Source organism: Roseateles sp. AC306, from assembly GCF_979253795.1.
The window spans coordinates 15,319-28,825 of sequence record NZ_CEEDEB010000017.1; the positions used below are offsets into that span (position 1 = coordinate 15,319).

At 67.6% G+C, this 13,507-nt stretch carries 12 protein-coding genes and 1 tRNA gene; 10 read left to right on the forward strand and 3 right to left on the reverse strand.

Annotated features, from left to right (window positions below; translation table 11 throughout):
* Positions 1 to 2 precede the first annotated feature (2 nt).
* The 3 genes from AC0IZJ_RS24490 to AC0IZJ_RS24500 are packed head-to-tail and all read left to right on the forward strand — an operon-like array spanning position 3 to position 3,099.
* Entirely contained in the window at positions 3 to 1,166 is a 1,164-nt protein-coding gene (locus AC0IZJ_RS24490) for an ATP phosphoribosyltransferase regulatory subunit (protein WP_471854244.1), read from the forward strand.
* Between the two features lie 46 nt (positions 1,167 to 1,212).
* Positions 1,213 to 2,547: an adenylosuccinate synthase gene (locus AC0IZJ_RS24495; RefSeq protein ID WP_471854246.1), complete on the forward strand. Its 1,335-nt coding sequence runs from the start codon at positions 1,213 to 1,215 to the stop codon at positions 2,545 to 2,547.
* A 30-nt stretch (positions 2,548 to 2,577) separates the two neighbouring features.
* Positions 2,578 to 3,099 (forward strand): phosphoribosyltransferase, encoded by a 522-nt coding sequence (locus AC0IZJ_RS24500; RefSeq protein ID WP_471854248.1) that lies wholly within the window; start codon positions 2,578 to 2,580, stop codon positions 3,097 to 3,099.
* A 217-nt stretch (positions 3,100 to 3,316) separates the two neighbouring features.
* Here AC0IZJ_RS24500 and AC0IZJ_RS24505 read toward each other — a convergent pair.
* A tRNA-Leu gene (locus tag AC0IZJ_RS24505) sits at positions 3,317 to 3,401 on the reverse strand.
* A 69-nt stretch (positions 3,402 to 3,470) separates the two neighbouring features.
* Here AC0IZJ_RS24505 and rnr point away from each other — a divergent pair.
* Complete coding sequence (gene rnr / locus AC0IZJ_RS24510) at positions 3,471 to 5,807, forward strand: ribonuclease R (protein ID WP_471854250.1); 2,337 nt, start codon at positions 3,471 to 3,473, stop codon at positions 5,805 to 5,807.
* Positions 5,808 to 5,820: 13 nt separating this feature from the next.
* Here the strand turns inward: rnr and AC0IZJ_RS24515 are convergent, their stop codons facing one another.
* Together AC0IZJ_RS24515 and AC0IZJ_RS24520 are read right to left on the reverse strand one after the other, a co-directional pair.
* Positions 5,821 to 7,173 (reverse strand): NAD(P)H-hydrate dehydratase, encoded by a 1,353-nt coding sequence (locus AC0IZJ_RS24515; RefSeq protein ID WP_471854252.1) that lies wholly within the window; start codon positions 7,171 to 7,173, stop codon positions 5,821 to 5,823.
* Positions 7,174 to 7,183: 10 nt separating this feature from the next.
* Positions 7,184 to 8,443 carry an NAD(P)/FAD-dependent oxidoreductase gene (locus AC0IZJ_RS24520; RefSeq protein ID WP_471854254.1) on the reverse strand — a complete coding sequence of 420 codons (1,260 nt, stop codon included), beginning with the start codon at positions 8,441 to 8,443 and terminating at the stop codon, positions 7,184 to 7,186.
* A gap of 320 nt (positions 8,444 to 8,763) precedes the next feature.
* Between AC0IZJ_RS24520 and rpsB the strand changes: the two genes are divergently transcribed.
* The 6 genes from rpsB to AC0IZJ_RS24550 all read left to right on the forward strand — a co-directional run bounded on the left by rpsB (position 8,764) and on the right by AC0IZJ_RS24550 (position 13,501).
* Positions 8,764 to 9,510 (forward strand): 30S ribosomal protein S2, encoded by a 747-nt coding sequence (gene rpsB / locus AC0IZJ_RS24525; RefSeq protein ID WP_471854256.1) that lies wholly within the window; start codon positions 8,764 to 8,766, stop codon positions 9,508 to 9,510.
* Between the two features lie 84 nt (positions 9,511 to 9,594).
* On the forward strand, positions 9,595 to 10,488 hold the full coding sequence (gene tsf / locus AC0IZJ_RS24530; RefSeq protein ID WP_471854259.1) for a translation elongation factor Ts: 894 nt from the start codon (positions 9,595 to 9,597) through the stop codon (positions 10,486 to 10,488).
* 89 nt (positions 10,489 to 10,577) lie between these two features.
* Positions 10,578 to 11,288, forward strand: a complete 711-nt coding sequence (pyrH, locus tag AC0IZJ_RS24535; RefSeq protein ID WP_471854261.1) for a UMP kinase — start codon at positions 10,578 to 10,580, stop codon at positions 11,286 to 11,288.
* A gap of 72 nt (positions 11,289 to 11,360) precedes the next feature.
* Positions 11,361 to 11,921, forward strand: coding sequence for a ribosome recycling factor (frr, locus tag AC0IZJ_RS24540; RefSeq protein ID WP_471854263.1), 561 nt, complete (start codon positions 11,361 to 11,363; stop codon positions 11,919 to 11,921).
* 11 nt (positions 11,922 to 11,932) lie between these two features.
* Positions 11,933 to 12,655, forward strand: coding sequence for a polyprenyl diphosphate synthase (gene uppS, locus AC0IZJ_RS24545; protein WP_471854375.1), 723 nt, complete (start codon positions 11,933 to 11,935; stop codon positions 12,653 to 12,655).
* A gap of 9 nt (positions 12,656 to 12,664) precedes the next feature.
* On the forward strand, positions 12,665 to 13,501 hold the full coding sequence (locus AC0IZJ_RS24550; RefSeq protein WP_471854265.1) for a phosphatidate cytidylyltransferase: 837 nt from the start codon (positions 12,665 to 12,667) through the stop codon (positions 13,499 to 13,501).
* The last annotated feature ends 6 nt before the right edge of the window (positions 13,502 to 13,507 follow it).

Here is a 13,507-nt window from a genome sequence, read left to right on the forward strand (position 1 = left end):
TCATGTCCTCTGCTTGGCTGCTGCCCGAGCACATCGCCGATGTCCTGCCGTCGCAGGCGCGCCGCATCGAAGAGCTGCGTAGAGAACTGCTCGACATGGCCCGCAGCTACGGCTGCGAGCTGGTCATCCCGCCGCTGCTGGAGCATGTCGACTCTCTGCTTTCCGGCACGGGTAGCGGCTCCGACATCAAGCTCTTCAAGCTGGTCGACCAGCTCTCCGGTCGCACGCTCGGCGTACGTGCCGACACGACGCCGCAGGTCGCCCGCATCGATGCCCACCTGCTGAACCGCCAGGGCGTCACGCGCCTGTGCTACTGCGGCCCGGTGGCGCATACGCGGCCCGACGGCCTCAACACAAGCCGCGAGCCGCTGCAGTTCGGCGTCGAGATCTACGGCCATGCCGGCCTGGAGGCCGACCTCGAAGTGCATGAGCTGGCCCTGGACGCGCTGCGCCGCGCCGGTCTGCGTGACGTCATGCTGGACCTGGGCGACGCCCGTCTGCTGCAAGGCGTGCTCGATGGCGTCAAGCTGGCGCCGGAAGCGCTGGCAGCGTTGACCGCCGCCTTGGCCGCCAAGGATCTTTCCGCGCTGTCTGCGCTGAGCGCCGACATGCCCGCCGTCACGCGCGATGCGCTGCTGGCCCTGCCCAGCCTGTTCGGTGGTCGCGAGGTGCTGGCCGAGGCCGCACGCCGCCTGCCCGACCACCCCCTCGTCAAGGCGGCCCTGGCCGACCTGGACTGGCTGGCTGGTCATCTCGCCGTGGTCCACCCCGAGGTCGGCCTGGGTTTCGACCTGGCGGACCTTCAAGGCTATGCCTACTACACGGGCATCCGCTTCGCGGCCTATGCATCGGGCTGCGCCGACGCCGTGCTGCGCGGCGGCCGCTACGACGAGGTCGGTGCCGCCTTCGGACGCCGCCGCCCGGCCGTCGGCTTCAGCCTGGACCTGAAGACGCTGGTGACACTGGCGCCCCCAACGCCGCTGCGTGCCGCCGTGCGCGCCCCCTGGGGCGAGGACGCCTCGCTGCGCCAGGCCGTGCGCACGCTGCGCGAGCAGGGCGAGACCGTGGTCTGCGTGCTGCCCGGGCACGAGCACGAGGCCGATGAATTCGACTGTGACCGCGAACTGGTTCGCGAGCACGCTGACTGGGTCGTCCGGGCGCTCTGAGCGCGCGGCGGCCCAAATCCTTTCCAAGTTTCAGCAGGCAAACAAGATGCAAAGCCAAACCGCGCGTGGACGCAATGTGGTCGTCGTCGGTACCCAGTGGGGTGACGAGGGCAAGGGCAAGGTCGTGGACTGGATGACGGATCACGCCCAGGGCGTGGTGCGCTTCCAGGGCGGCCACAACGCGGGCCACACGCTGGTCATCAAGGGCGTCAAGACTGCGCTGCAGCTGATCCCCAGCGGCATCATGCGCGACGGCGTGGCCTGCTACATCGGCAACGGCGTGGTGGTCGACCCGACCCATCTGCTGAGCGAGATCGAGCGCCTGGAAGCCGCCGGCGTCGAGGTGCGTTCGCGCCTCTTCATCAGCGAGTCCTGCCCGCTGATCCTGCCCTTCCACGTCGCCGTGGACAAGGCGCGCGAGCTGCTGCGCGAGAGCAGCGGCAGCGGCAAGATCGGCACCACCGGCAAGGGCATCGGCCCGGCCTATGAAGACAAGGTGGCGCGCCGCGCACTGCGCGCCCAGGACCTGAAGCATCCCGAGCGCTTTGCCAAGAAGCTGCGCGAGCTGCTGGAGCTGCACAACTTCGCGCTCACCGGCTACCTGAAGGCCGAGGCGCTGGCCTTCGAACCCATCTTCGAGCAGGCCATGAAGATGGCCGAGCAGATCAAGCCCATGCTGGCCGACGTCGGCTACCTCATCCACAAGGCCCACCAAGCCGGCGCCAACATCCTGTTCGAAGGCGCCCAGGGCACGCTGCTGGACATCGACCACGGCACCTACCCCTATGTCACGTCCAGCAACTGCGTGGCCGGCAATGCCGCTGCCGGTGCCGGCGTCGGCCCGCAGCTGCTGCAATACATGCTGGGCATCACCAAGGCCTACACGACCCGCGTCGGCTCCGGGCCCTTCCCGACCGAACTGGACTGGGAGGTGCCGGGCACCGTCGGCTACCACCTGTCCACCGTCGGTCAGGAGCGCGGCACGGTCACCGGCCGTGCCCGCCGCTGCGGCTGGCTGGACGCTGCAGCGCTGAAGCGCTCGATGATCATCAACGGCATCAGTGGCCTGTGCCTGACCAAGCTCGACGTGCTGGACGGCCTGGCCGAGATCAAGATGTGCGTGGGCTACGAGCTCAACGGCCGTCAGCTCGACATCCTGCCGCTGGATGCGGACGAGATCGACGCCTGCACGCCGGTGTTCGAGACCTTCCCGGGCTGGACCGAGATCACCTTCGGCGCCACGTCCTGGGACGCTCTGCCCGCCAATGCCCGCAGCTATCTGAAGCGCGTCGAAGAGGTCATCGGCACACCCATCCACATGGTGTCCACCGGCCCCGACCGCGAGCACACCATCGTGCTGCGCCATCCCTATTCCGCCTGATCCTCCTTACACCACGGAGCTGCGACCACCATGCTGACCGACGACGGTAAACATCTCTACGTGTCCTGGGACGAGTACCACCTGCTGACCGAGCGACTCGCTCTCAGGGTGCACGCCTCGGGCTGGCAGTTCGACCAGATCCTGTGCCTGGCGCGCGGTGGCATGCGGCCGGGGGACGTCTTGTCGCGCGTCTTCGACAAGCCGCTGGGCATCATGTCCACCAGTTCCTACCGCGCCGAGGCCGGCACCATCCAGGGCCGGCTGGACGTCGCCAAGTACATCACCATGCCCAAGGGCGAGGTCGCCGGCCGTGTGCTGCTGGTGGACGATCTGGCCGATTCAGGGGTTACTTTGCAGGCCGTGGTCGAGCGCCTGCGCGGCATGCCCGCCATCACCGAACTGCGCTCGGCCGTCATCTGGACAAAGAAGGTCTCGGCCTACACGCCGGATTACTACGTCGAGATGCTCGAAACCTCGCCGTGGATCCACCAGCCGTTCGAGGACTACGACGGCATGGGTCCGGAGCAGCTGGCGAAGAAGTTCGTCGTTTGAGAATGGGTTTGTGGCGCGGATCGAAGGAGCTCGGTTTGTGCCACCACTCGACGAAGCGCCCATCGAGGGCGCATCGTCGGGGACTCGGTCACGCAAGCGCGACCCCGGCTTGGAGCGCAGCCCCAAGCCTTTCTCGTCCTCCCGCGATGTCCACTGGACATCGCTTCCTGAGCCCCAAACGACAAAGGCCAGCACTTTCGTGCTGGCCTTTTCTGTTTGGTGCCCAGGAGAGGACTCGAACCTCCACGGAGTTACCCGCTAGTACCTGAAACTAGTGCGTCTACCAATTCCGCCACCTGGGCAAGGTGCTCAAGACTTCGTGTCGAAGACCTGGGCCGTTTCAGGAAAGCAAGGATCATATCATCAAAAACTTGAAGAACTCTAACCCTTCGCCTACGGGCGATGGCGCGGGCCTGCTCGCGGAAGTCGAAGGCACGCTGCAAGGTCATCGGGACGGGCATGGTTTCCTGATTCCCGATGACGGCTCGGCCGATGTCTACCTGTCGTCTCAGGAGACCCATGCCGTCATGCATGGAGACCGTCTGCGCGTGAGGGTGGTGCGCTTCGACAAGCGCGGCCGGCCCGAGGGCAAGGTGCTGGAAATCCTCGAGCGCAAGAAGCGGCCCCTCATCGGCCGCCTGCTGCTGGAGTCGGGCATTTGGCTCGTCGCACCCGAAGACAGGCGCATGGGCCAGGACATCCTGATCCCCAAGAACGGCATCGCCAACGCGACCGCAGGTCAGGTCGTCGCCGTCGAGCTGACCGAGCCGCCGTCGCTTTACTCCAAGCCGGTTGGCCGCGTCGTCGAGGTGCTGGGCGAGATCGACGACCCCGGCATGGAGATCGAGATCGCCGTGCGCAAGTACGACGTGCCGCACCGCTTCAGCCCGGAGACGCTGGCGCAGAGCGCCAAGCTGCCCGAGAAGATGCGGGCCGCCGACCTGAAGGGCCGCATCGACCTGCGCGATGTGCCCCTGGTCACCATCGACGGCGAGGACGCACGCGACTTCGACGACGCCGTCTACTGCGAGCCCTTCAAGCAGGGCCGCGGCAAGAAGGCCGTCGAGGGCTGGCGCCTGCTGGTCGCCATCGCCGACGTGTCGCATTACGTCAAGCCCGGCGAGCCGCTGGACGCCGACGCCTACGAGCGCGCCACGTCGGTCTACTTCCCGCGCCGCGTCATTCCCATGCTGCCGGAGAAGCTGTCCAACGGCCTGTGTTCCCTGAACCCGTATGAAGACCGGCTCAGCATGGTCTGCGACATGCTGGTGTCCAGCGACGGCACCGTCAGCGCCTACCAGTTCTATCCGGCCGTCATCAGCTCGCACGCGCGCTTCACCTATACCGAGGTGGCGGCCATCCTGGCCAACACGCATGGTCCCGAGGCCGCCAAGCGCCGCGAACTGGTGCCGCATCTTCTGCATCTGCACGAGGTCTATCGCGCGCTGCTCGGCGAGCGCGGCCGCCGCGGCGCCATCGATTTCGAGACCACCGAGACGCAGATCGTCTGCGACGACAACGGCCGCATCGAGAAGATCATCCCGCGCACGCGCAACGACGCGCACCGGCTGATCGAGGAGGCCATGCTGGCCGCCAACACCTGCTCGGCGGACTTCATCCAGTCGAACAAGCACCACGCGCTGTTCCGCGTGCACGAAGGCCCCACGCCCGAGAAGCGCACGACGCTGCAGAACTACCTGCGCTCGCTGGGCATCGGCATGGGCATCTCAGACGACCCGACGCCGCGCGAGTTCCAGCAGATCGCCCAGGCGACCAAGGACAGGCCCGACGCGCAGCAGATCCACACCATGCTGCTGCGCTCCATGCAGCAGGCCATCTACACCGGCATCAACGCCGGCCACTTCGGCCTCGCCTATCCGGCGTACACGCACTTCACGAGCCCGATCCGGCGCTACCCCGACCTGCTGGTCCACCGCGTCATCAAGTGCCTGCTCGCCAACAAGCGCTACACGCTGGACGCCAGCAAGATGAACGTGCCGCAGGCGCCCAAGCGCCCCGGCCGCGCGGCGCCGCCCAACCCGGCCGAGGCTCGCAACGAGGCCGAGCGCTGGGAAGTCGTCGGCGCGCATTGCAGCGCCAACGAACGCCGCGCCGACGAGGCCAGCCGCGACGTCGAGGCCTGGCTGAAGTGCCGCTACATGCGCGACCGCCTCGGTGAGGAGTTCGCTGGCACCGTCTCGGCCGTCACCTCGTTTGGACTGTTCGTTCAACTGGACGCGCTCTACGTCGAAGGTCTGGTGCACATCACCGAGCTGGGTGGCGAGTACTTCAAGTTCGACGACGTGCGCCAGGAGCTGCGCGGCGAGCGAACCGGCATCCGCTACGCCACCGGCGCGCGCGTGCAGGTGCAGGTCAGCCGCGTCGACCTGGACGGCCGCCGCATCGACTTCCGCCTCGTGCGCGATTCGGATGAGGGGCGCTCACCGAGCCGCGGTGCTACCGGCAAACAGCAAGGCAAGCCCTCTGGAAAACCATCCGGCAGGGCGCCGGCCAAGAAGCGCGCGCCCAAGACCGCCGTCGAGGCGCTCGACGAGCTGCAGCAGACTGACCGCGACGTGAAGCAGAGCCGCAAGGCCGTCGTCGCATCCCTGCACCCGGTCAAAGCGGCGCAGCAGGCTGCCAAACGGGCGTCCAGCCGGGCTGCGAAGAAGACGGCGCCCAAGCCGCCGACACGCAAGCGTCGCTGAGCGCCGCCTCGCGTCAGTGCTGCGCGGCCAGGTGTTCGATGAGATCGCTGGCGCGCAGCACGCCGTTCACCTCGCCGGCCCGGCCGTGCGCATCTGCGCCGGCGCAGGCGATGCGATGGGCGCTGGCGCCGAGTTCCTGAGCCCACAGGCCGCCCAGCCAGCCGGCCAGCACGTCGCCGCTGCCGGCCGTAGCCAACGCCGGCCCGCCGCTGGCGCAGATGGCGGGGCGCTCGTCGGGTGACGCGATGACACTGCCGGAGCCTTTCAGGACGACGGTGCAGTTGAAGCGCTCGGCCAGTTCGCGTCCGGCGGCGAGGCGGTCCACCTGGATGCCGGTGGTGCTGCGGCCGAGCAGGCGCGCGGCTTCGAGCGGATGGGGCGTCAGCAGCGTCGCGCTGGCGGGCCGAGCCCGGAGCAGATCCTGCAAGGCTGCATCGGCAGCGATGGCGTTCAGCGCGTCGGCGTCCAGCACCACGCGCGGCAGCGTTTGCAGCAGCGCGGGCAGGGCGCCCGCGATGGCCGCCCCGGCACCGCAGCCGATGACGCCGACGGCCTGCGGCACGTCTGCCAGCCGGCCGCGCATCAGTTCGAGCTGACCGGCATCCGCAGCTTCGCCGGCAGCCAGACCGATCAGGTCCATGTAGACGCGCCCTGCGCCGCAGGCCAGGGCCGCCCGAGCCGCCAGTCGGGCCGCACCCTGCATGCCCGGTGCGCCACCGATGACGAGTACCTCGCCGTGGCTGCCCTTGTGGCTCGTGGCGCCGCGTTCAGGACGAGGCGCCGGGCCGAGCAACTCCGCCGTCGGTTCTTCATCGGGCGCGATGCCCAGGCCATCGAACCAGATCCGCCCGGCATGCGCGCGTCCCTCGCCGGTGAAGAGGCCGGGCTTGAGCGTCAGCAGCGTCAGCGTGTGGTCGGCGCGCACGGCCCGTTCGCCGCCGGGCTGGCCGGTGTCGGCCAGCAGCCCGCTGGGCAGGTCGACGGCCAGGATGGGAGCACCGCAAGCCTGCATCGCGGCGATGGTGGCAAGCAGGGCGGCCGCCGGCGCGCGGTTCAGCCCCAGGCCAAGCAGCGCGTCGATGACGAGGGCAGCGCGAGGTGGCGCGTCATGGCCGACGTGAACGGCGACGCCGGCTTGCGCCAGCCGCCGCGCTGCGACCAGGCCATCGCCGCCGTTGTTGCCCGGTCCGCAGACGACCCAGACTGGCCCCTCGCCGCGCCGCAACGCCAGCGCGAGCTTGGCGACGGCCAGGCCGGCGCGCTCCATCAGGTCCGGAGAATGGACCAGCGCGCGCGCCTCGATGCGCCGGCTCGCGGCGACGTCGAACACCGGCAGGGCGGTGGCGGTGGGCAGCAACGCTTGCATGCCCGTGAGCTTAGGCCAGGCGCTGCGGGCCCAGCGGGGCGATGTCGAGCGCGGCTGTCTGCCCGGTGATCTGCTGCGCCAGCACTTGGGCCGCACCACAGGCCAGCCCCCAGCCATGGCCGCCGGGTGACAGGTTGAGCCAAAGGCCGGGCCTGCCGCTGGCGCCGAGCAAAGGCAGGCCGTCGGCCGTCAGCGCACGCCGACTCTGGCCGTGCTGCACCTGGCTGTGCAGGACCGAGCCGGGGAACCAGTGCTGCAGGCTGCGGTGCAGGGCCTCGAAGTCTGCTGTGTACTGGCCCTTGCGCCCCGTCACCGCAAGACCGCCCGTCACGCGCACGCGTTGGCCGATGCGCGCGATGGCCAGGCCACGCGAGGGGTCGAGCCAGCCGGCCTTGGGGCCGAGGTCGGGGTGGGCCTCGAGCAGGCGAAGCGGCGCCGTGACCGAGGCTTCATGCCGAGCTGCGAGCTTGAGCCCAGGCAGGCGCTGGCCGAGCAGGGCCGGTGCGTCGAGACCGTTGCAGAGCACCACGGCGTCGAAGCGTTCTTCCTGGTCGCCCAGCAACTGCGGCAGCGTGTCGCCCGCGTCGCGCTCGGCGGCGCGTGTCGGCGCGTCCGGTGGCGGCGTGTACTCGTGGCGCAGCGTCAAGCCGGCGCTGTCGGCGGCGATGGCGCGCACCGTCGTGTGAAAGCGAAAGGCAGCACCCAGCTGCTGGGCCTGTTGGCGCAGTTGTTGGGCAAAGAGGCGGGCATTGCCGGCACCACCGTTGGCGAGCGCCACCGCGCCGGCGAGCGGCGCGTTGGCATTCAGGCCGGGCTCGCGGAGGCGCGCCTGTTCGGGGTCGAGCAGTTCGATGGACAGACCCATCGCCTTCCACGCATCGACCCGGGCTTGTGCCGCCGCGACGCGCCTGTCGTCGACGAGAGCGACGAGCAGGCCATCCGCAGCCTCGTCGTCCAGGCCGAGGCTGCGGCGCAATTCATCCGTGCGCGCCAGGCCGAGCTGGCTCAGCGCCGCCAGTGTTGACGGTGCATCGCCGCCGCGCCGGCCGGCACGCCAGCGGCGCCAGCGCCAGCCCAGGGGCGCGGGCGCTGGTGCGTCACCGAGATGAGGCATGAAAGGCGACAACAGCGCGCTGTTCGCGAAGCTGGCCTGCTCGGCCACGCTGCCGCCGCGCTCGAAGACATGGACCTGCCAGCCCAGTGCGGCCAGTTCGTAGGCCGTTGTCACGCCAGCCAAGCCGGCGCCCACCACCGCGACGCGGCGGCTCAAGCGCCCACCTGAGGAAAGGCCCGGGCGGGCGAGCTCGCGGCCACTGTGGTGTGACGCCGGCTGAAAAAGGCCATGGGCTTGTGTATACTCTGCGGGTTTTGCCGGAGGCGGTAGCGCTTTGAAGCGCTGCAAGACCTTGGCAAGACGGTTGTGATGGGTGTGTGGCTGAGGAATTCAGCGCCCACGCGTCGCAACAAATCGCAAACCGGTCCACAAAGGTGTTGTGGTTTGCGGCCTTGTGAACCAGCTGAAACGGCTGTATCCAGGTGCTGCAACGCAATTCGGGCCGGATTTTAGACACAACCTTCGGAGTAAGACCCATGTCTGTCACGATGCGCGAGATGCTGGAAGCCGGCGTCCATTTCGGCCACCAAACCCGCTTCTGGAATCCCAAGATGGCCCCGTATATCTACGGCCATCGCAACAAGATCCACATCATCAACCTCGAGAAGACGCTGCCCGCGTTCAACGATGCGTTGAAGTTTGTGCGTCAACTGGCTGCCAAGCGCGGCACGATCCTGATGGTCGGCACGAAGCGCCAGGCCCGTGAAGTCATCGCCTCGGAAGCCCTGCGCGCCGGCATGCCCTTCGTCGACGCCCGTTGGCTCGGCGGCATGATGACCAACTTCAAGACGGTCAAGACCTCGCTGAAGAATCTGAAGGACATGCAGGCCCAGGTTGACGCCGGCACCCAGCCCGCGATCAAGAAGGAAGCGCTGATGTTCCAGCGTGACATCACCAAGCTTGAGAAGAACATCGGCGGCATCCAGGACATGACCTCGCTGCCCGATGCCATCTTCGTCATCGACGTCGGCTATCACAAGATCGCCGTCGCCGAAGCCAAGAAGCTCGGCATTCCCGTCATCGGCGTGGTGGACACCAACCACTCGCCCGTGGGCATCGACTACGTCATCCCCGGCAACGATGACTCGGCCAAGGCTGTGGCCCTGTACGCCCGCGCCATCGCTGACGCCGTGCTCGAAGGCCGTGCCAACGCCACGAACGAAGTGCTGGCCGCGGTTGCCCCCGCCGGCGACGAGTTCGTCGAGGTCTCCGAAGAGGCCTGAAGCCCTTTCGACCCTGCATCTGAAAGGGGCCGCGAGGCCCCTTTTGCCAACTGAATTTGGCCAACCGAAATCTGGAGAAGAGATATGGCTGCTATCACCGCAAGCATGGTGGGCGAACTGCGCGCCCGCACCGACGCCCCGATGATGGAGTGCAAGAAGGCACTGACCGAGGCCGACGGCGACCTGGGCCGCGCTGAAGAGATCCTGCGCGTCAAGCTGGGCAACAAGGCCGGCAAGGCCGCCTCGCGCATCACCGCCGAAGGCATCGTCGCCTCAGCCGTGGTCGGCGGCAACGGCGCGCTGATCGAAGTGAACTGCGAGACCGACTTCGTCTCGAAGAACGACGCCTTCCTCGCCTTCGTCAGCGCACTGGCCGGTCTGGTGGCTGAGCAGAACCCCGCTGACGTGGCGGCTCTGTCGGCGCTGCCGCTGTCGCAGGAAGGCTTCGGCCCGACGGTGGAAGACGTGCGCAAGGGTCTGATCGGCAAGATCGGCGAGAACATGTCCATCCGCCGCTTCCAGCGCTACACCGGCAGCAAGCTGGCCACCTATCTGCACGGCACCCGCATCGGCGTGGTCGTTGAGTTCGAAGGTGACGACGTCGCTGCCAAGGACGTCGCCATGCACATCGCTGCGATGAAGCCGGCTGCGCTGTCCAGCGCCGACGTGTCGGCCGAGCTGGTCGAGAAGGAGCGCCGCATCGCCACCGAGAAGGCTGCCGAATCCGGCAAGCCGGCCGACATCATCGCCAAGATGGTCGAAGGCTCGGTGCAGAAGTTCCTGAAGGAAGTCTCGCTGCTGGACCAGGTCTTCGTGAAGGCCGCCGACGGCAAGCAGACGGTGGGCGCCCACCTCAAGGCTGCCAACACGACGGTCAAGGGCTTCACGCTCTATGTCGTCGGTGAAGGCATCGAGAAAAAGGTCGACGACTTCGCGGCCGAAGTGGCCGCGCAGGTCGCGGCTGCCAAGGGTCAGTAAAGACTCTGGCGAAATGAAAGGGCGCCAAGTTGGCGCCCTTTAAACTTCCGGGCCACTGCCAGCCCTTCCCCAAGACTCCAGAGGACACCATGCCTGCGTACAAGCGCATCCTGCTCAAACTCTCCGGCGAAGCCCTCATGGGTGACGACGCCTACGGCATCAACCGCGCGACCATCGTGCGCATGGTGCAGGAAGTCCGTGAGATCACGCAGATGGGTGTCGAAGTCGCCGTCGTCATCGGCGGCGGCAACATCTTCCGCGGCGTGGCCGGTGGCTCCGTCGGCATGGACCGCGCGACGGCCGACTACATGGGCATGCTGGCCACGGTGATGAACTCGCTGGCCTTGGCCGACACGATGCGCCAGGAAGGCATGATCGCCCGCGTGATGTCGGCCATCGCCATCGAGCAGGTCGTCGAGCCCTATGTGCGCCCCAAGGCGCTGCAATATCTCGAAGAGGGCAAGGTCGTCGTCTTCGCCGCCGGCACCGGCAACCCCTTCTTCACGACCGACACGGCCGCCGCGCTGCGCGGCGCCGAGATCGGTGCCGAGATCGTGCTGAAGGCCACCAAGGTCGACGGCGTCTACACGGCCGACCCCAAGAAGAACCCCGACGCGACGCGCTACACCAGCATCACCTTCGACGAGGCCATCTCCAAGAACTTGCAAGTGATGGACGGGGCCGCCTTCGCGCTCTGCCGCGACCAGAAGCTGCCGATCAAGGTGTTCAGCATCTTCAAGACCGGCGCGCTCAAGCGCGTGGTGCTCGGGGAAGACGAGGGCACGCTCGTCCACGTTTAAATTCAGTCTTAGTCAGTTGGGGGCAGGAGCCACTCGTTAGCGCTCGGGCGGTCTGTCCCGCAAGGAAAAAAGATGAGCATTGCAGACATCAAGAAGAACGCTGAAGGCCGCATGGCCAAGTCCATCGAGTCGCTGAAGAACGATCTGCACAAGATCCGCACCGGCCGCGCCCACCCCGGCCTGCTGGATCAGGTCAACGTCGACTACTACGGTTCGCTGGTGCCCATCTCGCAGGTGGCCAACGTGACGCTGCTGGACGCCCGCACCATCTCCGTCCAGCCCTGGGAAAAGGGCATGGGCGCCAAGATCGAGAAGGCCATCCGCGAGAGCGACCTGGGGCTGAACCCCGCGAGCCAGGGCGACCTGATCCGCGTGCCGATGCCGCCGCTGACGGAAGAGCGCCGCAAGGACCTGACCAAGGTGGTGCGCAACGCCGGCGAAGACGCCAAGGTGGCTGTGCGCAACCTGCGCCGCGATGCCAACGAGCAGGCCAAGAAGCTGCTCAAGGACAAGGAAATCGGCGAGGACGACGAGCGCCGCAGCCTGGACGAAGTGCAGAAGCTCACCGACCGCGTGATCGCCGAGATCGACAAGTTGATCTCGGGCAAGGAAGCCGAGATCCTGGCGGTTTGAGCGCAGTCCTCATGGCGCAAGACCGCCTGGCGCCGCCGCGCCACGTCGCCATCGTCATGGATGGCAACGGCCGCTGGGCCAAGAAGCGCTTCCTGCCGCGCTTCTTCGGCCACAAGGCCGGGGTGGACAGCCTCGTCAAGGTGGTCCAGGCCTGCATCGACCGCGACATCGAATACGTCACCGTCTTCGCCTTCTCCAGCGAAAACTGGAAGCGGCCGAGCGATGAGGTCTCGGGCCTGATGGGCCTGGTGCTGGCGGCGGTGAGCCGGTATCTGGCCAAGATGGGCGCAATGGGCGTGCGCATCCGCATCGTTGGCGACCGCGAGGCGGTCTCCGACAAGCTGCGCAATGCCTGGAACGAGGCCGAGACGACCACTGAGCACAACACCAAGCTGACGCTGAACGTTGCTTTCAATTACGGTGGCCGCTGGGACATCGTGCAGGCCTGCAAGGCCGCCATCACCGCCGGCGTGAAGCCCGATGAACTGACCGAGGCCAAGCTGTCTGAGTTCATGGCCATGAGCTATGCGCCTGACCCTGACCTCTTCATCCGCACCGGCGGCGAGGTGCGCATCAGCAACTTCCTGCTCTGGCAGGCGGCCTACACCGAGTTCGTGTTCTCGGACTGCCTCTGGCCCGAGTTCGGTGAGCGGGAGCTGGATGCGGCGATTGCCGCCTTCCATGAGCGCGACCGCCGCTTTGGCGGCGTGAAGGAAGCGCCGCCTGCGGCCTGAGGTGAAGCCATGCTGAAGACCCGTGTCATCACCGCCGTCGTGCTGCTGGCCATCCTGCTGCCGGTGCTGTTCATGGCATCGCCCTGGCCCTTCGCCTGGGTGGCTGTGGCCATGATCGGCGCGGCCGGTTGGGAGTGGGCGCGGCTCAACGGCCTGCCCGGCACGGGCGCGCTCGCGGCCGGTGTTGCACTTGCGCTGGCCTGCGTGTGGACGCTGCTCATCGGCGGGCTGAACGCGCCACCGGCTTGGGTCTGGTCCCTGGCCAGCCTCGTCTGGGTGCTCGGCGGCGCCTATGCGCTGCACGCCGGGCCGGCGGGTTGGCCGCGCATCGCCCGTGGCACGCGGCTGGCGCTTGGCGCCGTGCTGCTCTGGGGTGCCTGGCTGGCCATCGTGCAGGCCAAGGTGCATGGCATCAACTTCATCCTGTCCGTCTTCTGCCTCGTGTGGATGGCCGACATCGCCGCCTACTTCTGCGGCCGCGCTTTCGGCAAGCGAAAGCTTGCGCCGGCCATCAGCCCGGGCAAGAGCTGGGAGGGCGTCTGGGGCGGCCTGGCCGGGGTCATCCTGCTCGGCTTCGTCTGGGTCCATGTCATCGATGTGCGGGTCGCCGTCGACTCGCCGAGCCTCTACACGTTGCTGGTGCAGCGCCACGGCATCGTCTCGTTGCTGGCCCTGGTTTTCCTGGGCGCGATGAGCGTCGTCGGCGACCTGTTCGAATCCCTCGTCAAGCGTGCGGCCGGCGCCAAGGACAGCAGCAACCTGCTGCCCGGCCACGGCGGCGTGCTGGACCGCATCGATGCGCTGCTGCCGGTGTTCCCGCTGGCTCTCGCGCTGATCAGCCTCTGAGCCCTC